At 38.4% G+C, this 24818-nt stretch carries 17 protein-coding genes; 5 read left to right on the top strand and 12 right to left on the bottom strand.

The genetic code is table 11. From position 1 onward, the window contains the following. Nucleotides 1–21 precede the first annotated feature (21 nt). From IEX65_RS23295 to IEX65_RS23280, 4 genes are all read right to left on the bottom strand, one after another. Complete coding sequence (locus IEX65_RS23295; RefSeq protein ID WP_188769888.1) at nt 22–3345, bottom strand: VCBS repeat-containing protein; 3324 nt, start codon at nt 3343–3345, stop codon at nt 22–24. 29 nt (nt 3346–3374) lie between these two features. After that, nucleotides 3375–3947: a hypothetical protein gene (locus tag IEX65_RS23290; protein WP_188769886.1), complete on the bottom strand. Its 573-nt coding sequence runs from the start codon at nt 3945–3947 to the stop codon at nt 3375–3377. A 113-nt stretch (nt 3948–4060) separates the two neighbouring features. Continuing rightward, nucleotides 4061–5551, bottom strand: coding sequence for a RagB/SusD family nutrient uptake outer membrane protein (locus tag IEX65_RS23285; protein ID WP_188769884.1), 1491 nt, complete (start codon nt 5549–5551; stop codon nt 4061–4063). A gap of 31 nt (nt 5552–5582) precedes the next feature. Further along, on the bottom strand, nt 5583–8606 hold the full coding sequence (locus tag IEX65_RS23280; RefSeq protein WP_188769882.1) for a SusC/RagA family TonB-linked outer membrane protein: 3024 nt from the start codon (nt 8604–8606) through the stop codon (nt 5583–5585). A 468-nt stretch (nt 8607–9074) separates the two neighbouring features. Between IEX65_RS23280 and IEX65_RS23275 the strand changes: the two genes are divergently transcribed. The 3 genes from IEX65_RS23275 to IEX65_RS23265 all read left to right on the top strand — a co-directional run bounded on the left by IEX65_RS23275 (nt 9075) and on the right by IEX65_RS23265 (nt 15049). Next, nucleotides 9075–12038, top strand: coding sequence for an FAD-binding and (Fe-S)-binding domain-containing protein (locus tag IEX65_RS23275; protein WP_188769880.1), 2964 nt, complete (start codon nt 9075–9077; stop codon nt 12036–12038). Between the two features lie 301 nt (nt 12039–12339). After that, nucleotides 12340–13431, top strand: coding sequence for an alpha/beta hydrolase (locus tag IEX65_RS23270; protein ID WP_188769878.1), 1092 nt, complete (start codon nt 12340–12342; stop codon nt 13429–13431). Between the two features lie 106 nt (nt 13432–13537). Further along, entirely contained in the window at nt 13538–15049 is a 1512-nt protein-coding gene (locus tag IEX65_RS23265) for a leucyl aminopeptidase family protein (RefSeq protein ID WP_188769876.1), read from the top strand. A 70-nt stretch (nt 15050–15119) separates the two neighbouring features. Here the strand turns inward: IEX65_RS23265 and recO are convergent, their stop codons facing one another. From recO to ispE, 3 genes are read right to left on the bottom strand one after another with little or no spacing between them, the layout of a single operon-like run. Next, complete coding sequence (gene recO, locus IEX65_RS23260; protein ID WP_188769875.1) at nt 15120–15809, bottom strand: DNA repair protein RecO; 690 nt, start codon at nt 15807–15809, stop codon at nt 15120–15122. Continuing rightward, nucleotides 15799–16383: a cytochrome c oxidase subunit 3 gene (locus tag IEX65_RS23255; RefSeq protein ID WP_188769873.1), complete on the bottom strand. Its 585-nt coding sequence runs from the start codon at nt 16381–16383 to the stop codon at nt 15799–15801. Before IEX65_RS23255 ends, recO begins: the two co-directional genes overlap by 11 nt. Nucleotides 16384–16405: 22 nt before the next feature. Continuing rightward, nucleotides 16406–17230 carry a 4-(cytidine 5'-diphospho)-2-C-methyl-D-erythritol kinase gene (gene ispE / locus IEX65_RS23250; RefSeq protein WP_188769871.1) on the bottom strand — a complete coding sequence of 275 codons (825 nt, stop codon included), beginning with the start codon at nt 17228–17230 and terminating at the stop codon, nt 16406–16408. 121 nt (nt 17231–17351) lie between these two features. Here ispE and IEX65_RS23245 point away from each other — a divergent pair, with 121 nt between their 5' ends. Beyond that, a complete protein-coding gene (locus tag IEX65_RS23245; RefSeq protein WP_188769869.1) occupies nt 17352–17945 on the top strand; it encodes a transposase in 594 nt (197 codons plus the stop codon). A gap of 36 nt (nt 17946–17981) precedes the next feature. Here IEX65_RS23245 and IEX65_RS23240 read toward each other — a convergent pair whose 3' ends face one another. From IEX65_RS23240 to IEX65_RS23230, 3 genes are all read right to left on the bottom strand, one after another. After that, nucleotides 17982–18920: a hydroxypyruvate isomerase family protein gene (locus IEX65_RS23240; RefSeq protein ID WP_188769867.1), complete on the bottom strand. Its 939-nt coding sequence runs from the start codon at nt 18918–18920 to the stop codon at nt 17982–17984. A gap of 103 nt (nt 18921–19023) precedes the next feature. Then, complete coding sequence (locus tag IEX65_RS23235) at nt 19024–19752, bottom strand: RluA family pseudouridine synthase (RefSeq protein ID WP_188769866.1); 729 nt, start codon at nt 19750–19752, stop codon at nt 19024–19026. Nucleotides 19753–19884: 132 nt separating this feature from the next. Further along, complete coding sequence (locus tag IEX65_RS23230; protein WP_188769865.1) at nt 19885–21036, bottom strand: 1-deoxy-D-xylulose-5-phosphate reductoisomerase; 1152 nt, start codon at nt 21034–21036, stop codon at nt 19885–19887. A gap of 243 nt (nt 21037–21279) precedes the next feature. Between IEX65_RS23230 and IEX65_RS23225 the strand changes: the two genes are divergently transcribed. Further along, nucleotides 21280–22161, top strand: coding sequence for a fructosamine kinase family protein (locus tag IEX65_RS23225; RefSeq protein ID WP_188769863.1), 882 nt, complete (start codon nt 21280–21282; stop codon nt 22159–22161). Nucleotides 22162–22166: 5 nt separating this feature from the next. On the opposite strand, the gene IEX65_RS23220 is transcribed toward IEX65_RS23225, so the two are convergent. Together IEX65_RS23220 and IEX65_RS23215 are read right to left on the bottom strand one after the other, a co-directional pair. Continuing rightward, nucleotides 22167–23537, bottom strand: a complete 1371-nt coding sequence (locus tag IEX65_RS23220) for a sulfatase (protein ID WP_188769860.1) — start codon at nt 23535–23537, stop codon at nt 22167–22169. A 101-nt stretch (nt 23538–23638) separates the two neighbouring features. Then, a complete protein-coding gene (locus tag IEX65_RS23215; RefSeq protein WP_188769859.1) occupies nt 23639–24700 on the bottom strand; it encodes a LuxE/PaaK family acyltransferase in 1062 nt (353 codons plus the stop codon). Nucleotides 24701–24818 lie beyond the last annotated feature (118 nt).

The following is a 24818-nucleotide window of genomic DNA, read 5'->3' as shown; positions in this document are numbered from 1 at the left end:
CGAGCCATGCGAGGTTTTGTGCTATTGTAAGCTAAAAACCTTTGGCGTCGAATTGTTTACTAAAATGATGAAACTTCGCTTGCCATTAATACTAATCGGGGCAATTTGTTTCATTTCTCCATCTACCCTAAAACCACTGTTTCTGTCCGAAACTGCCTTAAAATTGCCCTTCCCTGTATTTAATAAAATTTTACCTTTGAAAGCATCGAGTGTAGAAAATTGTGGCGTGAAATTATGATTGTTTCCGCCTAAGATAATATCCTTCAAGCCATCATTATTCAAATCAACGCAATAAGTTGCATTGATGCACGAAAACTGTGCTTCCACTGGCAGTTCTTTTACCGAGAAACCACCTTTGCCATCATTAATAGCCACGCACGACTGCTGAAAATCTACTTTCTTTACTACACCTTTACTCAGAATATTTTTATCGAACAAATCGGAGATTGATTTAGTCGCAAATTCCGAATGTTTGAGATTTTTGGTTTTCAAGAAAGGAAACTGTTCCATCGTCTCACGCTTCAAAAAGATTGTTTTATCTTCTCCATCCACGGTTTTTGTAAGGATTTTATCCATAATTCCGTTATTATCGAAATCGCTTACCCAAACTTTCAGCGGGTTTTCGGCATTGGCTTTAAACATGACGTTATCGCCCGAATTGCCGAGTATTAAATCTAAATCTTTGTCATTGTCAATATCAACGGCTTCCACTCTTCCCCAAAAACCGTTTAAGTTTTCCAGTCCAGAAGTGAGTTGTTCAAAACGCTTATTTTTATAGGTAACAATCACGGGCGACATCCAATCTCCTACAACCACGAGTTCGTTTTGTCCATCGCCGTTGAGGTCTTGCCACGTGGCATCACGCACCATTCCGACTTCCTCCAATTCTTTAGGTGTTGCATTTTTAAAATTACCCTTACCATCGTTTTGAAACACAAAACTTTTCGGACTCAACCCATATTGTTTCGATTGGCTTCGGCTCCCTACAAAAATATCTAAATCTCCATCTTTGTCGTAATCGAAAGGTACAACAACTGCCGTATTCATTCCATCACGGGGTAGGGCATTCACTTTGTGTGTGAAGTTTCCTTTTCCGTCGTTCAAGTAAAGTCGGTCGTCGAGACCTCTATCGCCCGCAGGAACTTCGTTTCCGCCTGAGCCTACATATAGGTCTAAATCGCCATCTTTATCGGCATCAAAAAACTCCGCTGCGGTATCTTCATGATACTTAAACTGCTCAAAAACTTCTTGAACGGATTTCTTGAAACCCACACCTTGCTGAATGTAAAGTTGCCCTGCTTGGAGGGTAGCACCACAAATATATATATCGTCTTTGCCATCGCCGTTTACATCACCAATGGCAGCTTTCGGGCCTTCGGCCGATAATTTTACTGGAATATTTCGCTCGTCATAAAAATCTTCGTAGGTATTTTCTTTGTGCGAATCTAAAGCAATACTCACTGCTTGAAAGAAAGGCTTTGGTACTGACGGCTCTGACAATGATTTAATAACTTTTGAATCTTTAATCGAAGCCACAAGGCTTTTATCAATCATCGGATTTTTCAGTACTGAAACTCGTCCATCGTACCATTTGATGCGTACCGAATCTACTTTATTATTCGCTCCTAAACCAACAGTAAGTGGGTATTCGCAACTTGACTGAAAGCCTCTTGAAGGCATCAAATAGCGAGTAATTATTTGATTTTGACTAAAGACTGTTACCTCTGAGCCAATAGCAAATGTATTTTGGTTTTCGCCTTTGAGATTTATTTTAAGGAAATGATTTTTTAATTTTTCAGACTTATTCTGATATACAAAAGCCTTTTGGTTGACATTATTGACAATCAAATCCAAATCGCCATCATTGTCTAAATCGGCATACGCCGCACCATTTGAAAATGAAGGCTGCGTAAAACCAAATTTTTCGGCTTCTTCATCAAATCTTAAATCGGTTTTGCCTCTATTATGAAAGAAATTGTTGATAATTGGGCGAGAAGGCATGTTTTTAATGATTTCATCGAAACGTTTTCTTTCGCCTTGATTGATGGCATTTTTTGATAAATCATTGGCAAAAAAATCAATAAAATCTTGGTCGATTACATCGTGATAAATGCCATTACACACATATATGTCATTGAAACCATCATTATCGGCATCGAACATCAAGGCTCCCCAACTCCAATCACTGGCTGCTACACCGCTTAGGCACGCAATTTCGCTGTAAGTGCCATCTTGGTTATTGAGTTGCAAGCAATTTTGCATGAATTGGTTGTAGAAACCCTTCTGTTTTTTGAGATTATTGATGTAGTGATTATCAAACGAAGCGTTTGTTTTTAAACGAACTTCATCTCTCGGGAGCATTTCGGTAGTGAAGATTTCTTGATAACCGTCATTATTAATATCGGCCATATCAGCACCCATCGAAGCTGTGCTTAGGTGTTGCATTCGTTGCTCGATTTCCTCCTTAAATTTTCCGTCTTTTTGATTGATATATAAATAGTCTTTCTCAAAAAAGTCGTTTGAAACATAAATGTCTGGGTAGCCATCTTTGTTTACATCGCCAATCGTAACGCCCAAACCGAAGCCAATTAAGCTACTGTAAATGCCTGACTCTTTGCTCACATCGTGAAAAAAACCATTATCATTTCTCATCAATTTATCGCCACCACCTTTCAAGAAATCTTTCACAGGCCAATCTTCGGCACGGAGGTCACGGTTATTATCATAGTTGAGGGTATTGACAGGAATAAAACTATTATTCAAAATATAGCAATCTAAATCGCCATCGAGGTCATAATCGAAAAATGCGGCGTGTGTTGTATAACCGTTTTCGTCAAGGCCGTATTTTTTAGCCGATTCCGTAAAAGTCAAGTTTCCGTTATTGATATACAAAGCATTTTCTTGCCCGATACCTGACTGGTAGCCTGCATTACAGACATAAATATCCAGTAAATTATCGTTATTGATATCTACCATCACCACGCCCGTACTCCATTTTTTCTGATTAGCGATTCCTGCTTTTTCAGAAATATCTTCAAAGCGAAACGTCACACCGTTTTCATTCCCTTTATTCAAATAGAGTTTGTTTGAACCCATGTTTGAGGTAAAGAAAATATCTTGAAAGCCATCGTTGTTAATATCGCCAACGGCTACGCCACCACCATTGTAGAAATTTCGGTAGCTAAAAATATTAAAGTCTTCTTTATTCGTTACGGTATTTTCAAACGAAATCCCTGTCTCGTTTTCTTCCTTTAGCTCAAATAGAGCATCTTCATTTTTTTTCGAGCAAGAAATTAGGTAAAATGAAGTAACGAATAAAAAAAGTAAGTTTTTTGTAAGTTTCATCACAGGTTTTTAAAGTATTAAGTCGAAAGTTAGAAATACAAACCTTCTTCTTTTAGGTTGACTAAAGTAGTCTTTGGTTTCTTTGAAATAATAATTGCCTCAACGTCATGCCATTTTTCGGGCGTTAGTTGTGCTTCAAATTTACCTACTTTTCCGTTTACTATTACTACGCACTTGTCTTTAGAAAATGACTCAAGTGTAATTTCTCCTTCGGTCATTAGATAACCTTCGCCAGTGCGTTTTTCTTTGTCGGCAATTCGACCAATCATTATTCCGCCTTCAATTTGCTGGTCTTTTTGTAATCGCAACACATAAGGTTTTGTGGCGTGCCATCTTTCAGTACCAAAATTCAAGACAATATTACTCTCAAACTGGTCAAACAAATTAGCTCTCAGAAAACCATTATCTGCAATAATATCACAGCTAAAAATACTTTCTTTCGGATAAAACTCCTTTCTATCAATCTTGATAATCGCTTTAGTTTGGCCGTCTTTCAAACTATTATAAATCTTATCAATATTGGTTTTATCTGTTTTTTGTGGAGAAGAGCAAGAGTAGAAAATCGAAAAAATAATAACAATAATGTAAATATACGATTTCATAATTAATCTTTGATACAAATGGCTTGGGCTAAACCACCGAATTAGTTTTGCTTAGAAAACAAAAATGCTCGATTTTTCGAGCATTTTTGTTAAATTATATCTAAGAATATCTCTTAGTAACCTTTGTTTTGCTTCAAGTTCGGGTTAGAAACGATAGCCGAAGATGGGATTGGATACAATACAGTATAAGCGTCTTTAATTTCCACACCTGTACCAGTTGTAAATTTACCATAACGAACCTCTACAGTACGTTTGCCACCTTCCCAATACAATTCACGACCGATTTCGTCGAACATTGTATCTGCTGTCAAAGAAGCAAGAGCTTTACCACCACGAGTTGTTCTTAATGAGTTAACTGTTGTTAAAGCACCAGCAGTGTTTCCACCTCTGAATTGAGCTTCTGCTTTCATTAATACAGCTTCAGCATAACGCATCAAGATATATTTACTTGCATCAGCAGGGTGATACTTGATAACACGGATACCTTTGTCAGTAGCTGCACCAGCTAAAGGCACATCACGAGTGAAAGATAAAACTTTTTGAGTACGAGTGTCAATCAAATCTTTACCATTATCCATAATTTGTTTTCCAATCAAGAAACCACGGCCAATTCCTGAGAACTCTTTGCCATCACCTTTTGCTGGAATACCGATACGTGGGTCATCTTTCTCGAATTTATCATAGAAGTCAGCCAACGTAGTGAAACCATTCCAACCAGATGGGTTTTGGTTGTAGTGCAAAGTCATGAACCAACGGTTTTGAGCAGAACCTTCTAACGAAACAAGGATTGTTTCATTTTTAGAAGCTGTTGTAAATGCGTTAAAGTAGCTCTTATCTAATGAATAACCATCAGCTGTGATAGCATCAACGTAAGCAATTACTTTGTCCATATCAGCTTTGTCAAAAGTATATGGGCCTTCTGCAGCAGCAGCTTTGTACACACCTTTGTTTAAGTATAATTTAGCTAACAAGAAGTTTGCAGCAGCTTTGTTTGCAATACCATTTGTTGCAGAAGGAGCAACTTTCGCAAGGTTTGGAAGTGCTTCTTCCAAGTCTTTCACGATGAAATCGAATGCTTCTGAACGGCTCAATGTTTTTGGCAATTCGTCAACACCTTGTGTAACTTCTCTGAAAGGAACTTGTCCCCAGAAATCCATTACATGGAACATGTTAAATGCACGTAAAAACTGAGCTTGTGCTTTTTGTGAAGCACTCGGATTAGATGCGATAATCTCAGTTGCTTTAAACACACGTTGGTTCAATTGGTTCCATGCGTTTGTGATACCTGAGTGAGTTGCATCCCAAGTGTGAGCATCAAGTGTACGCCATACACCGTTATCACCCCAGTCAACACCACGTGTTGGTGGAATCATTTCAGCAGTTGTATGTACACCTAAAGCATAAATGTTTGCTTGGTCAGTGTATGCACCTAAATCTTTATAAGCTGATTCTAAAAGAGCTGCTGGGTCACCTGGGGTGAATGTACCACCAGCTGATGTACGTACGATTGAGTCTTTTTCGTCATTAACAAGGTCAGTACAAGCCGACATAAAGGCTAATCCTGTACTTGCAAGGAGAATTTTATAAATATTATTTTTTTTCATTTTTTCAATTGTTTTGAATTGTTAACACAAATTAGAATGAAATGTTTGCACCGATTGTCCAAGTTTTAGCTCTTGGGTAAGCAGTGTAATCAATACCGAATGATGGAATACCATTAATCGATTTGTTTGTACTAACCTCTGGGTCTTGACCTGTGTATTTTGTAAATGTCAACAAGTTTTGGCCAGTAACATAAAACTTCAAGTTAGAGAATACTTTACTCTTCATTGGTACTCTATAACCTAAGTTCAAGTTTTGTAAACGAACGAAATCACCTTTTTGTAAGAAACGAGTAGATACGTCAGGAGCGTTTAGAGGTCCTTCTTTAGAGCCAACTACATCTTTAGTTACGTTACGACCATTTGCAAATGAACCTTTTGTAAAGAAAGCATTTGCAGTGTTTGAGTAGATGTAGTTACCAAATACTCCATTGAAGAACAAGCTCAAATCAAAGTTTTTGTAACGGAAGTTGTTAGTTAAACCAGCTGTTACAGTTGGAAGTGGGCTTTTTCCGTTCAAGAATTGTTGGAAGTCACCAGCAGGGTAAATAGAGTTACCAGCTTCGTCATAACCACCAAATTCACGTAAGAAATAAGCAAACAATGGTTGTCCTTGAGCAATACGTTGAGCAAAAGCACCAGTTAAACCTTGTCCGTTGATTTCACCTGTATCATAAACCCCTGATAAGTTTTTAACCAAGTTTTTATTGAACGCTGTATTTGCTAAGATTTCCCATCCAAAGCTTTTGCTATCAATAGCTGAGAAGTTTAAGCCTAATTCAACACCACGGTTTTGAATATCAGTATCTAAGTTTTTCCATGAGAATGGTGTTGGAGCTGGTTGAGCCGAAACAACTAAGAATAATAAATCTTTAGTATTTTTCTGATAGAATTCGATATTACCTGATAATCTATTGTTCAATACTGCAAAGTCTAAACCTACGTTTAAGGCCGCAGTTGTTTCCCATTTCAAGTTAGGGTTGTTAAATGCAACAGCATTCAAACCACCACCTTCGATGTTATCGGCACCTTGGTTGATACCCCATCCTGAGTATCTATCACGACGGTCATACAGGTTATGAGGGATTGACTGGTTACCAGTAACACCATAACCTAAACGAAGAGCTAAATCAGAGAAGATGTTTTTAGGAACGAATGATTCTTCCATCAATTTCCATTTGAATGCACCTGATGGGAATACACCATATTTGTTGTTACCACCAAATTTAGAAGAACCATCAATACGAAGTGTTCCTGTTACTAAATATTTGCTTGAAAGATTTACATTAACACGTCCAAAGTATGATTGTAACTCGTCTTTTTCTGAACTTGAGTTATTTACAACGTTACTTCCAAATTTACCTGCGTTTGCTGATGCTAAGTTATTAATCATCAAGTTCAAATCTGTAGTACGGAAGTTTGCAGCAGCAATACTTTTTGTATAACGGTCAAAGCTTTGGTAAGAGTAACCTAATAAAGCATTGAAAGAAGTTTTACCAATTTCTTTGTCATAAGTGAAGTAGTTTTCCCATAATTGGTTGTTTACTTCAATATCATTAACATACGCACGACCAATACCACCAATACCTGTTGCAACTAAGTCACTTGAATAAGCTGATTTTCTTGAAGAAAGAGATTTATCAAAACCTAATACAGTTTTGAATTTCAAGCCTTCAATGATTTGTAACTCAGCATTGATATTTCCTAATGCACGAAGTGTGTTAGTGTTATCTTGTGATAACATAGCAAAAGCTAATGGATTTGGCTCTGTATTACCTGGTTGGTTGAATACTTTATTACCTTTAGCATCTGTAGTATAGACTGGTTGAGTAGGATTTGATTTTAAAATACCACCCAATAAATCACCTTCAAAACCAGAGTTTTCTGAAATCGGCACACCAGTATCTTGTGTATTAGCGAAGTTTAAGCTACTTCCGAGAGTTAATTTATCATTGATAAATTTCTTAGTACCACTAAATCCAACGCTATAACGTTTTATACCTGATTTTAAAACAATACCTTGTTGGTTTAAATAACCCAAAGAGAAACGGTAGCTACCGCTTGCATCTCCACCACCGAAGGCAAGATTGTGTTGGCTTGTTTGACCAGTTCTGAATAACTCATCTTGCCAGTCAGTTGAACCACCTTTGTTTTGACCACCAGCTGCAACATACTCAGCCGCTGATAATAAATCATATTTTTTAGTGATTGAGCTAAAACCGTGCGAGTAACCATACTCAAGCGACCCTTTTCCTTTACCTTTCTTAGTTGTAATTAAAACAACACCATTTGCACCACGAGAACCGTAGATTGCAGTTGCAGAAGCATCTTTCAAAATGTCAATAGAAGCGATATCATCTGGATTCATGAAGTTCAAAGGGTTTTTCGCTGGTTGACGACCAACACCACTTGCATCTCCACCACCAGAAACATTGTCACCACTCAAAGGCACACCATCAATTACGAATAATGGGTTGTTTCCACCAAAAACTGAGGATGTACCACGAATACGAACGTTAATTCCACCACCAGGCTCACCGCTTGACTGTGTAATTTGCACACCTGCTACACGTCCTTGCATTAATTGCTCAGGAGATGTTACGATACCTTTTTGGAAATCTTTTGCACCGATTGCATTTACTGCACCAGTTGCATCTTTTTTCTTAACAGTACCATAACCAACAACAACAACTTCTTCGAGGGCTTTTGTGTCATCAACTAAAGTCACATCAACAACGGTTTTGTTGCCAATTGCAACTTCTTTTGTTTCCATACCTACAAAACTAAATACCAATGTGCCATTTTTAGCAACACCAGCTAATTTGTAAGTACCATCTAAGCCAGTTTGAGTACCTTTTGTAGTACCTTTAGCTTGAACTGTAACTCCTGGTAAGCCGCTGCCATCAGCACCCTTTACCGTACCCGAAACAGTTACTTCTTGTGCCATCACAGTGAAAGTGAGTGATGTTAACAGCATTGCAGCAATTGTGAAAACAGATTTTTTCACACCAGCTGATAGTCGCCCAATATAGCGACCCACTTGGTAGGACTTCATCATAGGTTGTAATTAAAGAAAGATTAATAAATGATTAATTTAACTTAAAAGATAATTCGTTTTTTTCTTGTTTCACCATAATCAATATATCATTAGTTTGACGAATCCAACCCTGTGATATAGAAATTTGTTTAGAAATCGTTGAATTATTTTTCTAATTAACTCTCAAAATTACAAAAAGAAATATATAAAGTCCAAAATATTATATTAAAAAATAAATTTTCTTTAAATAATTCAATTTTTAAAAATTGTACAAAAACAATATAGCTTTAGGTTTTTAGTCGTAATTTTGTGGTTCAATTTTACTCATCAATTATTGCTTCAAAGTCAACAACTAAATTAATTATTAATAAATTGACCACAATAGGCTCAATTTGTATTTTTTTAAGATAAAATATTTACAGATATTGTTTTTTGGAGGTAAACCCGAAAATCGAATATCTTTGAAAAATTCAAAAACTTTGAGATTCAATGATTAATCAACAATTACAGCAACTGGCCAAAGAATTGGCTGGAGAACTTTATCTGGATGATGTCATGCGTACTTTGTATGCGACTGATGCCTCGGCTTATCGAGAAATGCCTTTGGCGGTAGCTATTCCGAAAGATGAGTCCGACATTCAGAAATTGATAGCTTTTGCTCGTAAAAATAATACTTCTTTGATTCCTCGTACGGCTGGTACATCCTTGGCTGGGCAGGTAGTAGGTAACGGTATTATTGTTGATGTATCTCGCACTCTTACAAAAATACTCGAATTAAACAAAGAAGAGCGTTGGGTAAAAGTACAACCAGGAGTTGTGCGTGATGAATTGAATTTTTTCTTGAAACAAAACGGCTTATTCTTTGGCCCAGAAACCTCAACGGCAAATCGTGCTATGATTGGAGGAATGGTCGGAAATAATTCATGTGGCTCTAACTCAGTCGTCTATGGAAGTACCCGCAACCACTTGATGGAAGTGAAGGGATTCTTGAGCGATGGCTCTTTTGTAGTGTTCAAGAATTTAAGTATTGATGAATTTAAACAAAAACTAAACGATACCACCTCGCTCGAAGGACGTATCTATAATCATATTAATAGTATTTTGAGTGATGTCGATAATCAAAACGAAATTCGTAAGGAATTTCCGAAAATGAGTATCGAGCGTCGGAATACGGGTTATGCCATTGATGAGCTTTTGGAAACCGAGGTTTTTACTACTCAAGGGCAGGCAAGTATCAAAACTCCACCATTGGCAGGTGTGGCCTCGGGTGGAGCATTTAACTTTTGTAAACTGATTGCTGGTTCGGAAGGAACTTTGATGTTTATCACCGAAATCAAACTTCACGTAAATCCGCTTCCTCCAAAAGTACAAGGTTTGGTTTGCGTGCATGTTAATTCGGTTGATGAGTCGCTTCGAGCAAACCTTATTGCCTTAAAATATAAGCCTACGGCCGTAGAGTTAATCGACCATTATATATTAGAGTGTACGAAAGAAAACAAAGAGCAAAGTCAAAATCGTTTCTTTGTACAAGGAGACCCTGGAGCGATTTTGGTAGTAGAACTTTCAAACGATGATATTGAAGAAGTAAAGGCTCGTGCTACCGAAATGGAAGCCGAAATGCGTGCCGCTGGCTTGGGCTATCATTTCCCGATTCTTTTTGGCGAAGACACCAAAAAGATTTGGACACTCCGCAAGGCTGGTTTAGGACTACTTTCGAACCTTCCAGGTGATGAAAAAGCTGTTGCTGTTATCGAAGATACGGCAGTTGATGTAAACGATTTGCCCGATTTTATCAGAGAATTTAATGAGATTCTGACTAAAAATGGCATGTCGTCGGTGCATTATGCTCACGCAGGCTCGGGCGAGATTCATCTCCGACCAATCATTAACCTTAAAACTGCCGAAGGACACCGCCAGTTTAGATTGATTGCCGAGGAGATTTCGACTTTAGTAAAAAAATATAAAGGTTCGCTTTCAGGCGAACACGGCGATGGCCGTTTGCGTGGTGAATTTATTCGTCAGCAAATTGGCGAGAAGAACTACGCTTTAATTAAAGGATTGAAAAAGGTTTGGGACGAACAGAATATCTTCAACCCAAATAAGATTGTCGATACGCCTCCGATGGATAAATTCCTTCGCTACGAGGCCGACCACAAAGTGCCAGAATTTAAAACTGTATTCCGATTCAATAATCAGAATATTTTACAACATGCCGAACAGTGCAATGGCTCAGGCGATTGCCGCAAAACCGAATTGAGCGGCGGAACGATGTGTCCGAGTTATATGGCCACTCGCAACGAAAAAGATACCACTCGTGCCAGAGCCAATATTTTGCGTGAAATGCTGACAAACTCCGAAAAACTCGACCGTTTTGATAGCAAAGAGGTTAAAGAAGTAATGGATTTGTGCCTTTTATGTAAAGGCTGTAAATCAGAATGTCCGTCGAATGTTGATGTGGCGAAGCTGAAAATGGAGTTTTTGCAACATTATCATGAGCAAAATGGCTTACCGATGCGTTCGTGGTTGATTGGCAATTATTCAAAAATGAGCAATATCGCATCTTATGTGCCGTGGGCTTATAATTTGGTTTTAGGTAACGCTCCTTTGCGTAAGATTGCCAATCGTGTAATTGGTTTCCACCCTGAGCGAACAATGCCGCTTTTGAGTAATAATACACTCAAGCAGTGGTATAATAAATCAGAGAAATCGGCAGCTAAATCAGCTAAAAAAGTATATTTATTCTGTGATGAATTCACGAATTTCAATGATGTTGAAATTGGTAAAAAAGCACTCGATTTGCTCAATAAACTTGGCTATGAAGTGATTATTCCTAATCACGTTGATTCTGGGCGGGCGTATTTATCGAAAGGAATGTTGAAAGATGCTCAGAAATTGGCCAATCAGAATGTGGCATTGCTGAAAGATGTTGTGACCGAAGAAATGCCAATCATCGGTATCGAACCTTCGGCAATTTTGACTTTCAGAGACGAATATCCCGATTTAGTTGATGAAAATTTGATAGAAGCTGCCAAAAAACTTGCCAAAAACGCCTTGATGATTGATGAGTTCATTGCTCGTGAGATTGACGCTAAACGCATTACGGCTGAAAACTTTACTAGCGAAAAACTTTTGATTAAACTACACGGACATTGCCAACAAAAGTCGGTTGCTTCGCTTACACCAACCAAAAAAATTCTTTCGTTGCCTAGAAACTACGAAGTGCATCTCATTCCATCGGGCTGCTGCGGAATGGCGGGTTCGTTTGGTTACGAAAAAGAACATTATGAACTTTCGATGAAAATCGGCGAACTGGTGCTTTTCCCAACGGTTAGAAAACAACCCGAAGAAGTGATTATTGCGGCTCCAGGGACGAGCTGTCGCCACCAAATTCACGATGGTACTGGCCGAAAAGCCTTACATCCAGTCGAAATTTTATGGCAAGCATTAGTCTAACAGATAAATAAGCTACGCTGAATACTTATTTGGCGGTGTTTTTTGAGAAAAAGACGCCGCCAATTTTGTTTTTTTGTGATAGTAAGTATAAATTTTTCGTGTTTTTGCTAAGTAAATATAGTTTTCTTGCTTGAATATTAGAGTTTTTGTTTAAAATTGTCGAGTCATTTTGCCTCAAAAGGCATTGATAAAGTGAATCTGAGTTATAATGGTACATTCAGTAGGTAGATTGCTGGAACATTATATAAGTGTAAAGTGTTTTAATTCTTACTTACACTTACGTACCACAAAAAAAGTAAAAATGAGTAACCGAAATTTGTTGAGTTTAGAGTTGACAACCCCTGTCGACGACGAACGACCTGTGTATCTATCAGGTAATTTTTGCGAATGGAATCCCGATGTGTCAGATTTTGAAATGAAGCGTGTGAGCAAGGGAAAGTACAAATTTACATTCGCCCCCGAAGTAACACTTCCCGAAAAAATAGAGTATAAATATACACGTGGCGGCTGGGATTTTGTTGAGTTAGATACTTACGGAAATGCCCCGAGTAATCGAGTAATTGAAAGTTTATCGGGACACTACGCTGATTTTGTACCTTATTGGCGACAAGATGGCTCTACGGCATTCATCAAGAAACTCATGCCAAAAGTGCAGGTTGTTTCTGAGAAATTCGAGATTCCGCAACTGGGGAAAACACGGAAAATTTATATTCTTCTCCCGCACGATTATGACCAAAACCTTGATAAACATTATCCTGTATTGTATATGCAAGATGCCCAAAATCTTTTTGGCAAAGGTTCAAGTTATGGTAACTGGGAAATTGACAAACGTCTTTCGCTTCTGGCCAAAAAAGAATTGGGCGATGTGATTATCGTGGCCATCGAACACGGCGAAGAAGAGCGTTTCAATGAATATTCTCCTTACACGGTCGAGAAAAAAGGGAAAGGTTTGGGCATGAAATACGCCAATTTTATTGTCCGTAATCTAAAACCTTACATTGATGCCAATTATCGCACCAAAACCGAGCGACAATTTACTGGAATTGGCGGTAGTTCGATGGGTGGTTTGATTAGTATTTATGCGGGGCTGATGTACCCCGAATCTATCGGTCGTCTGATGGTACTTTCGCCAGCTTTGTGGGTTTCGCCCAAGATTTACTTCGATGCCATTGAGTTTTTCAATCCTTTGGATACCAAAATTTACTTATATGGAGGTGGAAAAGAAAGTGCAGCGATGATTCCGAATGTAAAGAAAATGAAAGAAACCATTGAAAGCCAAGGTTGGGACGCCGAAAAAATTCAAATTAAACTTTCAACCGACCCCAAAGGCGAACACAACGAAAAACGCTGGGGACAAGAATTTCCGAAAGCAATTGAGTGGCTGTTTTTCTAAGAGTTTAATAGAAGGCTCATTCAAGCAACGCTGATTTTGATGGATTTTATAATCTGTGAAAATCAGCGTTCTAATTTTATACTTTTAAATAAGAAATTTCGTAAACATGAAAATCAACATAACAACCCATAATACGGCCGCAAAAACCATTATCTTTCCGTTGGTAGAGAATGAAAAATTGGCCGAAAATCTTTCAAAAATTGCCAAACACGTTGGTCTTAGTGCCGAAATACTACAACAAGATTTTAAGGCAGGAGCAAAAGAAACGTTGGCTTTGTACGGAGCAGTAGAAGGACTCGAAAAAGTATATCTTTTGGGTTTAGGAAAAGCTCCAAAAGCGATTGATTTCGTGAAGGTTTTTCGTTCATTTTTCTATAATTCAAAGAAGAAATTACCTAAAAATGTTGGTTTGAAGTTAAAATTGGCTGGTTTAGAAGCTCATACCGAGCAAATTGTTAACGGAATCTGTTTGGCCGAATATGAAGTAGGAGCTTATAAAACCGATGCAAAGAAAGTAGCTGAGTTTTTTACAGAAGATGCAGTTTTAGAAATTCAAGTAGCTGAAAATCACTTAGGAAGTGCCGGAAAATCAGCTGAAATCGGGCAAGCAACTGCCGAAACACAGGCCCGAATCATGGCTTTGGTTGATGCACCTGCCAATTATAAATATCCACAAAAACTCGCTGAATTTGCCATCGAATCTGGCAAACAATATGGTTTTGATGTAAAGGTTTATGATGAAAAGCAATGCCTCGAACTTGGTCTGCACGCACTTTTGGCTGTTGGTCGAGGAAGTACCGAAAACCCTGCTCGATTTATTGTGATGGAATACCTTTCCCCCTCGGCTACGCTCGGGGAACGTTCTTCAGATTCACCGCTCCCTGAGCGAAGTCGAAGGGTAGGCTTAGTAGGCAAAGGTGTAACTTTCGATACTGGCGGAATTTCAATCAAAGGTTCGGCAAGTATGAGTTATATGAAGTCGGATATGGGTGGGGCAGGAGCTGTTTTAGGAGCAATGGAATTGGCAGCAAAGCTACAACTTCCAGTGCATTTGATTGGTGTAATTCCTTCGACCGAAAACTGTGTCGATGGAAATGCCTTGAAACCAAGTGAGGTAATTTCAAGCTATTCGGGCAAAACCATTGAAGTAATTGATACAGATGCCGAAGGAAGATTGATTTTAGCTGATGGACTTTCTTACATCAAGAAAAATTTTGAGCCAGATGTAATCATAGATTTAGCAACACTTACGGGTAATTGTATTGCTGCTTTGGGTTATGCTGCCGCAGGATTGCTCTCGAATAATGATGAATTGGCCAATGAATTACTCGAAATCGGACAAGACACTGGCGAAAAACTGTGGCGTTTGCCACTCTGGGACGACTACAAAGATATGATGAATTCTGATGTGGCCGACATCAAAAATCTTTCGTCAGCACCAGTTGCGGGGGCAATTACTGCCGCCAAATTTTTAGAATTTTTTATTGATGGACATACCAATTGGGCTCACCTCGATATTGCTGGCTTGGCCTTTGGCGATTCAGAATTTGCCAAAATGAAATCGGCAACTGCTTATGGCGTGAATTTATTGACTACGTGGATGAGAGGAATTAATTGACAATTGAAAATGGAGAATTGATAATGTTTTATTCTTTTTTAATTCTCCATTTTCAATTATTCATTATCCATTAACTAAGTACTTCTCGCAAAACCTGCAATGACTTTATTTCGCCAAACTCTTCAAAATGAATTTGGTAGAAGACAATAATAACTTCGAGTAAATGATTTCTTACGCCTCTGCTCATGAGTAGGGGCGTTTGATAATCGGCCAAAATTAGCTGATTCATGAGTTTTTGATAGTCGGCATCAAACGGAATCATAGCATTAAATTCCTTGAATTGTGATACGATTTCGCTCGAATCTTGTGGCGAAAAACCCAAGAAAAAAGCATATTTAAGCAGAAAAATCAGATGAAAGTTTTCGTAATGCTCGTCGGTTTCATCCAAAAAAATGAGCGAATGATAAAGAAAATCGAATAAAAGCTCATTTTCGGTGTGCTCTTTCAGCGTTTTATTCAGAATTTCATCCAAAAACATTCCGATGCTTGATTTATGGATTTCGTAAGGAAGGGTGCGAAATGGAAAACTTGATTTTATCTCCGAAATTCGGTGAAGGTCTTTCTTTTCATCGTGATAAACCACCATGTCGAGCAACGAAAGTGGTTGAAAAAGTGCGATTCTGTTTTTGCCTTTGCTGCTTCTTACACCATTTTCAATAAAAGATTGAATACCGAATTTTTCGGTATAAATTTTTACAATAATTGATGTTTCTCGATAACGAATATAGCTAATAACTATTCCACGAGTTTTATGAAGCATGGTAAAGTAAAAAGAGAAAAAGGATAATCCAGAGAATATCTATAAAGTGCCAATAAATACTTATTAGCTTTATTTTCAATTGGTTAGGTGGATTTACACTATAAACGAAGGAATCGACATATTGCATTCGCTGGAAAGCATCTTTATTGGCCGATGCCAATGCAATTAGTCCCCCAAGTGTATGCAAAATGTGCAGTCCCGAAAGCACATAAATAAACATTCCGCCTGTATTATTGGCCATCGTAATACCTGCCGAAAGCATTTTTTGCCACCCAAGTCCCTGTAAAATAATAAACAAAACTCCCGCCAGCAATGTCACACTAATATTGAGGCGATAACTCCGAAAACGCTCTTCTTTAAAGGCTTTGTTTGCCCCTTGAAGAGTCAGACTACTGCCAATAATCACAAATGTACTCACCCAAAATACGCCAGGGATTTTCAGCGGAATATCCTGATTACGTGCCTCTTTGGTAATAAAAACCAAAAGTAAAAAGAAAAACAACAAGCCACTGCCAATAATAGCTAAATATAGCATGAAAGCAAATGGTTCACGGCGTTTTGTAAGTTGATTCATGCTTTCTTGTTCTTGAAGAAGTTTAAGCTTTAAAGAATCCTTGCCACATTGCGAAGTTTGGGAAACGGTCTTTTAGGTCAATTGTATTATCAAAAACCCCATAGACAGTTGAGCCCGAACCCGTCATGGAAGCATACACTGCTCCTGCCTGATAGAGTGTTTCTTTCACCTCGGCAATGGTCGGATACTTTAATAACAACTTTTCTTCAAAATCGTTTTTAACTATTTCTTTCCAAGTCGAAATTGGTTGTGAAAGTGCCGTTTTTAGAGCTATTTGGGCCCTTTTTGGCGATACGCCCGAATACGCTTCGGCCGTAGAAATATGAATATCGGGGTTTACTAAAACCACAAACTTTCCTTTTAAATCGAGTGCAAAATCTTCAAATTCATCGCCTTTATTAAAACAAAAAACGGGTCGATTTTCGATGAAAAATGCACAATCCGAACCCAGTTTTCGGGCAAAATCTTTCAATGCATCATTGCTGAGGTTTAGTTCATAGACTTCGTTGAGCATTTTTAAGGTAAAAGCTCCATCGGCTGAGCCACCGCCCAAGCCAGCACCCATCGGAATAACTTTGTGCAAATGAATCATTGGCGGAACGCTGATGAGGTCTTGCAATAAATTCCATGCTTTTAGGCATAGATTCGAACTTTCATTGCCAGGAATGGCCAAACCCGAACTCTGAAAAACTGCGTTTGTGGCATCGGGATTTTGGTTGGGAATAATTTCGAGGGCATCGCACCACTCGACAGGATAAAACACCGATTCGATGTTATGAAAACCATCTGAACGTTTTTCGGTAATATTTAAGCCAATATTGATTTTGGCGTTTGGAAATGTAAGCATTGAGTCTGATTTCAAAATTCAAATTTAGTCAACCGCTTAGTAAATAAATAGTAAAACAATTTTAAGTTTTTTATAAAACTCATATCTTACTTTAAAATTAACCCTTTAACAGTCAAAAAATATGAAAACAATGAGACTTTTGGTATCGCTGTTTGCGATTAGTATGTTTTTAAGTAGCTGTGGAAAGAAAAAAGAGGAGCAAACTGAGCAAGAAAAAGCTATGGAATTGGTCGATAAGATTACGAAAGAAGCCGAAAATATGTCGAACGAAGAACCAAAAGAAGTGGTCGATGCGAAACTTTTGAAAGAATTACTGCCCGAAGAAGCCGCAGGATTAGCTCGCAAAAGTGCCGAAAGTGAAAAAGTAGGGGCAATGGGCTTTATGGTATCGAAGGCGGAGGCAAGATATAAAAATGATGATAGCTCAATAGAAGTGAATATCATTGACGTAGCAGGAACAGGGGCTTTAATGGGAATGGCTGCGTGGTCGATGGTGGATATGGATAAAGAAACCGAAAACGGGTATGAGAAAACTACGACTTACAAAGGAAATAAGGCTTACGAGAAATACAACTCAAAAAACAAAGATGGCGAAATGGCCGTGATTATAGGAAAGCGTTTTGTGGTGACGGTCAGAGGCAATAACGTTGAAATGGATAAAGTGAAAGATACTCTTGATGATATTGATTTAGGCAAATTAGAAGACTTGAAGTAATAAAAAAGGGAAGCGTCGCTTCCCTTTTTTATTACCTTAAAAATTATCACTCCATTGATAAGCCTCAATGAGTTTCATTTCGCCTTCTTTGCCTTTCGCAAAATTGCCGTGTTCCATACCCATGATAAACTCTTGGTTGTTGGCTTTTGCTTTATCGTAAATGTGCTTGAAAAGGCTCTTGTAGTTGATTTCTCCCGTTGTTGGCTCTTTGCGGCCTGGTTCATCGCCAATTTGGAAATACGCAATTTCTTCCCAAGCCCAATCCATGTGTTGAGTCATGCGGCCTTCGTTTCGCTGCATGTGCCACATATCAAACAAAATCTTGCATGACGGACTATTTACTGCCTTACAAATCATATAACTTTGGTCAGAATGACGCAAAAAGAGGTCAGGGTTGTCGCTCAATGGCTCAAGCACCATCGTGAGGTTGTGCGGCTCAAAAATATCGCAAGCACGACGCAATGCATCAATCACATTAGCAGTTTGGATACCTAATGGAAGATTTCGCTCGAAATATCCTGGTACGACCGTCATGTATTTTGCATTGCAACGCTTAGCCGTTTCTACTGACTCTCGACAGGTTTTCAAGAAGTTTTCGAGAAACTCTTTCTTGCCAGTTGCTAAAGACACCTTCCAGTTATCGCCACCATCAACTACAAAAACGCCCATTTTCATGCCGAGTTTTGCGAGTGTTTCGCCGATTTTTGTTTGTGTTTCAACTGGACGTTTCAGCATTCCGTTATCTTCGAGAGCCATGAAACCGTTATCGGCCATGAATTTTAGTTGGTCGAAAAGGTCTTTACCGGCCGAATTTTCAAACATTCCGAAATGCGGAGCATATAAAAGTTTGTATTTGTAGGGAGCAGGATTGGGCGATGCCTCAAAAACAGGATTTGCTAAAGCTGCGGTTGTTGTGCCAAGTGTGGTTGCACCTGCGGCTAAGACACTTTTTGAAAGAAAGTTTCTGCGATTCATTAGTTTTATAGAATTGAAGGTTGATTTTTAAAAGAGCGAATAAATATCTTTCAAATATATCATAAAAAAAGCGTTTGGTCTAAACCAAACGCTAATAGTTTTCTCAATACAAAAAGTCCAAATTTTCGGTTTTTACATCTTCGGGTTCGAGTTCTAAGAATTCCTCCCAGAATGAGTTTTCGGGCAATGCCGCTTTACAAATAATGGGTTCTTTTTTTACTGGATGCACAAAATAGAGGCGTCGAGCGTGAAGATTGATATTGCCTTCGAGATTTGGACGAGGGTATCCATACTTCACATCTCCTCGAATCGGACAACCCATTTTGGCTAACTGCACACGGATTTGGTGTGGACGACCCGTAATTGGATTTACTTCGAGCAAATGATAGTGATTGATTTCGCCTAAATAACGGTACGTAAGTTCAGCTTTTTGCGAACCTGGTACTTCTTCATCAAAAGCCTTAACAATATTTTTGTTTTCATCTTTAACCAACCAGTTGGTTAGCTTGGCAGTTTTCTTTTCAGGTTTTTTGCCAACAACCGCCCAATAGGTTTTTTGGATGTCACGCTTTCTGAAAAGCTCGTTCATACGTTCGAGGGCCTTTGAGGTGCGTGCAAAAACCACCAAACCACTCACAGGGCGGTCAAGCCGATGTACTGTTCCGAGGAAAACATCACCAGGTTTATTGTACTTATCTTTGATATAATGCTTTACGTAGTCCGAAAGTGTTTTATCGCCAGTGCTATCGCCCTGCACCAAAATGCCTTGGGCTTTATTGACAATAATAATATGATTGTCTTCGTAAACTACTTGAAATGGTTGCTTTGCCATTTTACTTATAAATTAAGACGGGGTCGCCCGTGCGATTAAGAATTAAGAATTCTAATTCTTTTAAAAAAAACTAATAGATTTTTTATTAGAAATCTCAAAAACTATTGTCAGTGGACTGTCGTCCATCGACTGTTAAACAAACTCCAAAGCCAGACGTCTGGTTTCTTTGTCGGTTTCAATATAATCTTCGAGCGTTGGTGTACGTACGAAGCTCACTTTTTTCATGCAATCTTCAATCAAATCCGACATTTCCAAGAAACCGATTTCATCACGCAAGAAAGATGCAACGGCAATTTCGTTGGCGGCATTCACGATACACGCCATATTTCCGCCAGTTTGGAGTGCCTCAAATGCAAATCCTAAGTTTCGGAAAGTCTGATAATCAGGCTTTTCAAAAGTCAGCGAAGGAAATTGAGCAAAATCCATTCTCGGGAAATTCGATTTCAGACGATTCGGATAACCAATGGCAAACTGAATTGGCACACGCATATCGGGCAGACCCATTTGGGCTTTCATACTGCCATCTTCAAATTGCACCATCGAGTGAATAATGCTTTGCGGATGCACCACCACTTCGATTTGGTCGGGCGTGAGTCCAAAAAGCCATTTTGCTTCAATCACTTCCAAGCCTTTATTCATCAACGAAGCCGAATCAATCGTAATTTTTGCCCCCATGCTCCAATTTGGGTGCTTCAGAGCTTGTGCTTTCGTAACGGTTTTCAAAAACTCACGGTCTTTTCCTCTGAATGGCCCCCCAGAAGCTGTTAGAATAATCTTTTCGATTGGATTATGGAATTCACCAACCAAACACTGAAATATCGCCGAATGCTCCGAATCAACTGGCAAAATATCAACTTTATGTTTTTGGGCTAATTCGGTTACCAGTTCGCCAGCCACAACTAAAGTTTCTTTATTAGCCAACGCAATATGCTTGCCCGCCTTGATTGCCGCTACAGTTGGAATTAAACCTGCATAACCAACCAAAGCTGTCAGAACTATATTTACGGAGTCCATCGTCACGACCGAGGCCAGTGATTTATCTCCAGTGTAAACTTTAATATCGAGTGGGTCGAGAGCCGCAAAAACTTTATCGTAAAGGTCTTCGTTTGAAATCACAACTACATTCGGACGAAACTTAGCTGCTTGTTCAATTAACAAGTCGGCGTTATTTTGTGCGGTAAGCACTTCTACTTCAAAAATATCAGGATTGGCTTCTACTACCTCCAGAGCTTGTGTTCCTATCGAACCCGTTGAACCAAGAATGGCAAGATGACGTTTTTGCATGAAAAAGGATGAAATAAATAAATCTACTGAAATTTTTTACAAAGTTCGGAAAATTTAATGATAAAGTTTTTATTTTAACGTTTCTATTCAAGAGTGAATGGTGAATGATGAATGGTGAATGGTGAGTTTTGTTTCATAAATAGTTCATTATCAATTATTTAATTTATTATTAGTTGAAAAAATCAGTAGCTAAAAGTATATTATTAAAATCTTTTTTGTCCCCCTTTAGGGGTTAGGGGTGTTATGCAAACGGCTGAAGACCAATTCCAATTTTTTGAAGGTGTACTTTTTGAGAGCTTCGGGCGTGACTTTCAAGTAACCGAGTATCGACTATTGCAAGGCGGCAGTATCAACGTGACCGTACAGGTAGTTACCAACGAAGGCAAATACTTTGTGAAATATAATACTCGAAATCACGAAGGAATGTTTGAAACCGAAGCTCGTGGTCTTGATTTGTTGCGGGAAGCCAACGTGATTCGTGTGCCTGAGGTTATCAACTGGGGCCGACGTGACGGACAAGATTATTTGGTGCTGGAAAACATAGAATATACCAAGCCTAATTTTGATTATTGGGAAATGTTGGGCGAAAAAATAGCTGCTCTACACCGAAATACTGATGAAAAGTTTGGCCTAAACTTCGATAATTACATAGGTTCGCTTCGCCAAAGCAATGAACAAAAAGAAGATTGGTTGAGTTTTTTTATCGAAAAACGCTTGAATCTTCAAGCTGGTTTGGCTTATTATAACGAATTGATTAGTAGGGATTTATACGAAAAATTTCAGCAATTTTATAAAGTATTGCCTGAATTGCTGCCAAACGAACCTGCTTCGCTCCTGCACGGAGATTTGTGGACGGGAAATGTAATAACGAATGAAAATGGCGAGCCAACGCTCATCGACCCCGCAGTTTATTACGGAAATCGTGAAATGGAAATTGCCTTCACTACGCTTTTTGGGGGCTTCGATAAGCGTTTTTATGATACTTATAATGAGGCATATCCACTACAACCTCGCTTCGATATGCGAGTGCCGATTTATAATATTTATCCGCTATTGGTTCATGTAAATTTATTCGGAACGAGTTATCTACCACCCATAATTCGGACTTTGAATAAGTATTTATAAGTATGCTACTTACTCTTTTTTTCGATGTAGTTAGGGTTTGGGGTTGGTATTTGTGCATTGTTGGCTTTTCGCCATTTATCGAGTAGTTTCTTTAGCTCTTTTGCTTTTTGAGGATTGATTAATGCCAAATTATTGCTTTCAGAAATGTCGTCTTTTAAATTATAAAGCTCAAGAGAGTTGTTCTCAAAAAACTCAATTAATTTCCAATCTCCCAAGCGTACGGCACTGTATGGAGCATCGCCTTCGTGATAATGCGGATAATGCCAAAATAAAGGCCTTTCATACTTTTTATTAGTCAAAATAACTGGTTTTAGTGATTTGCCGTCAAGTTTTTCGCTGGGTTTGATTGCTGCTAAATCTAAGATAGTCGATGTTAGGTCCATCGTGATTGTAGGCTCATCAATCACTTTGCCACCCTCAATTTTATTTTTCCAATAAACAATTAAAGGTGTTCGAGTGCCTCCTTCATAGCACCAACCCTTTCCTTTTCTGAATGGTAAACTACTGGCAGATTGCATCAAAGTGCCATTATCGGAAGCAAAAATAATGACAGTGTTTTCTAATAAATTCTTTTTTTCTAAGGCACTCATTACACGTCCAATTCCCTCATCTAAACTTTCAATCATTGCGGCATAAGCTGGATTTTTTTGTTTATCAAGATAAACAAGTAGTTTTTTGTACTTTTCAATCTTTTCGGCTTTTGCTTGAACTGGGCTATGCACTGCATAATGTGCCAAATTCAAGAAAAACGGCACATTCTCATTATGATTTTCAATGAGTTTGATAGCTTCATTTGTTAGTCTATCTGTTAGGTATTCACCTTTTACACCTTCTGTCAAGAGTGGCATTTGATAGGGAGCAAAAAAGCCTTTTTTTGGGTGTCCCCAATTCGAACCACCAATATTTATATCAAAACCTTGATTCAAAGGATAAAACTCTTCTCCTTCGCCCAAATGCCATTTTCCTACGTGCCAATTGACATATCCGTTTTCTTTGAGGTACTCGGCAACTGTTTTTTCTGATTGTGGAAGAAACTTCTGCCAGTCTGGAATCAGAAGTTTTGGATTAGTTTTTTCATGACCTGCAATCCAGTCGGTAATATGAAGTTTTGCTGGATATTTACCTGTCATCAGAGCCGCTCTTGAAGGCGAACAAACCGTACAGGCAGAATAAGCATTCGTGAATTTTACCCCTTTTTGAGCCAATTGGTCAATATTAGGTGTTTGATTGAACGTATTTCCATAACAAGCCAAGTCGGCTGAGCCCATATCGTCAATAAAAAAAACAATAAAATTAGGTTGACGAATTTCGTTTTTTTTAATGAAAGATAGTAAAAGAATAAGCAAAGAAAAGACACAAATAAGGCGAATTTTCATAGTTAAGAATAGATTTAGGGAGTTTAATTCCTAAATATACAAGCCTTTTTGTAGATGCCAAGATGGTAGAGTAAGATTCTGTTGATTATATTATTTATATCTTAAACCACCATCAGATTACAGCCCCGAATATCCGAATTATCAAAACGCCCAATAATACTAAATGATTGATTTTCAGTGTTATAAGCCCCTAAATCTTGGGTTTCTATAAAACAACAAGAGTCAATATTTGCCAAGTCAACTACGTTGATACCGCCCCGAATGAGTGTTCGTTCGTGCTGATTGGTGTAGTTTACGGTCGAAATGATTTTAAATGGGTCGTTGATTTCTCGTAATAAAATTTTCATGGTCTGAGGCAATTCAAAAATGCCATCACCTTTCGAGTATCCTTGCGAGAGGAGTTCGGTCATTCCGTATTCCGAGTGAATTTTCTCAATTCCAAAAGCTGAGGTCAGAATCTCATGTACTTCTTCACGCATAAGCTCCTTGCGTCGGCCTTTCATTCCACCCGTTTCCATCACAATCAATCTATCTTTCAGTTTTTCCATAAAAGATAAATCTTCGCCCGATTCGGCCAAATCGAGTAAAGCAAAAGTCACCCCAATCAACAAAACCTTTCGCTTTGAATTTTGGTTAGATAGCTGTCGGAGTTGTTGAATGAGTTCAGAAGTATTTTTCAGATAAAAACCTGATTCTCTCGAATAAGTACGATAAATAAAACTCTGCACCATATACACCAAAGACGAATTATTTCGTTCAAGGTAAGAGGGAAGCAAAGCCAAAATATGGAAGTCGCTTAAGGGGCCATAGAACTGCTCGAAGATTCGCTGACTAACATATTCGTAGAAAGGCAAATCGCTCACTAAGTGTTTGCTTGTGGTGTCGCCAGTTGTGCCGCTACTTTCAAAAATCACCTGAGTAGGAGCGGCATCAGATACAATTTTATGGTGTTTGAAAAACTGAATCGGTAAGAACGGTATTTTCTCCAGACGACTAACTTGCGTAGGATTTACATTCAGAAAACTCAAGTATTCTTTGTAAGTGTAATTGGTGGTAGCTTGAAAGCGAAAGATTTCTAAAGCTAATTCTTCAAAATCATGAGGTCTTATAGAGGTGTCGCCCAATTGTAAAACCGCCGATTTTAGTTCGTCACGAATACTCATTGAAAATTTTATAATTTTTACTAAATTAGCAGAAAATAGTCGACAGACCTCGGTTGATAGTCCATAAAAACTAATTGTGGACTTTTGTCTATTGACCGTGGACTAATCAAAATTACAT

The sequence above is a fragment of the Emticicia aquatilis genome, from assembly GCF_014644295.1.
Lineage (GTDB): Bacteria > Bacteroidota > Bacteroidia > Cytophagales > Spirosomataceae > Emticicia > Emticicia aquatilis.
The sequence above is the reverse complement of the archived record's forward strand: the minus strand, read 5'-3'. Positions and strand labels throughout refer to the sequence as shown.

What these genes read in the sequence shown, in the direction of transcription:
- IEX65_RS23240 (WP_188769867.1), bottom strand. Translation starts at nt 18,920, where the DNA reads ATGAATCGCAGAAACTTTCTTTCAAAAAGTGTCTTAGCCGCAGGTGCA.
- IEX65_RS23235 (WP_188769866.1), bottom strand. Translation starts at nt 19,752, where the DNA reads ATGGCAAAGCAACCATTTCAAGTAGTTTACGAAGACAATCATATTATT.
- ispE (WP_188769871.1), bottom strand. Translation starts at nt 17,230, where the DNA reads ATGCTTACATTTCCAAACGCCAAAATCAATATTGGCTTAAATATTACC.
- IEX65_RS23275 (WP_188769880.1), top strand. Translation starts at nt 9,075, where the DNA reads ATGATTAATCAACAATTACAGCAACTGGCCAAAGAATTGGCTGGAGAA.
- IEX65_RS23220 (WP_188769860.1), bottom strand. Translation starts at nt 23,537, where the DNA reads ATGAAAATTCGCCTTATTTGTGTCTTTTCTTTGCTTATTCTTTTACTA.
- IEX65_RS23290 (WP_188769886.1), bottom strand. Translation starts at nt 3,947, where the DNA reads ATGAAATCGTATATTTACATTATTGTTATTATTTTTTCGATTTTCTAC.
- IEX65_RS23215 (WP_188769859.1), bottom strand. Translation starts at nt 24,700, where the DNA reads ATGAGTATTCGTGACGAACTAAAATCGGCGGTTTTACAATTGGGCGAC.
- IEX65_RS23230 (WP_188769865.1), bottom strand. Translation starts at nt 21,036, where the DNA reads ATGCAAAAACGTCATCTTGCCATTCTTGGTTCAACGGGTTCGATAGGA.
- IEX65_RS23225 (WP_188769863.1), top strand. Translation starts at nt 21,280, where the DNA reads ATGCAAACGGCTGAAGACCAATTCCAATTTTTTGAAGGTGTACTTTTT.
- IEX65_RS23270 (WP_188769878.1), top strand. Translation starts at nt 12,340, where the DNA reads ATGAGTAACCGAAATTTGTTGAGTTTAGAGTTGACAACCCCTGTCGAC.
- IEX65_RS23245 (WP_188769869.1), top strand. Translation starts at nt 17,352, where the DNA reads ATGAAAACAATGAGACTTTTGGTATCGCTGTTTGCGATTAGTATGTTT.
- IEX65_RS23265 (WP_188769876.1), top strand. Translation starts at nt 13,538, where the DNA reads ATGAAAATCAACATAACAACCCATAATACGGCCGCAAAAACCATTATC.
- IEX65_RS23255 (WP_188769873.1), bottom strand. Translation starts at nt 16,383, where the DNA reads ATGAATCAACTTACAAAACGCCGTGAACCATTTGCTTTCATGCTATAT.
- recO (WP_188769875.1), bottom strand. Translation starts at nt 15,809, where the DNA reads ATGCTTCATAAAACTCGTGGAATAGTTATTAGCTATATTCGTTATCGA.
- IEX65_RS23280 (WP_188769882.1), bottom strand. Translation starts at nt 8,606, where the DNA reads ATGATGAAGTCCTACCAAGTGGGTCGCTATATTGGGCGACTATCAGCT.
- IEX65_RS23295 (WP_188769888.1), bottom strand. Translation starts at nt 3,345, where the DNA reads ATGAAACTTACAAAAAACTTACTTTTTTTATTCGTTACTTCATTTTAC.
- IEX65_RS23285 (WP_188769884.1), bottom strand. Translation starts at nt 5,551, where the DNA reads ATGAAAAAAAATAATATTTATAAAATTCTCCTTGCAAGTACAGGATTA.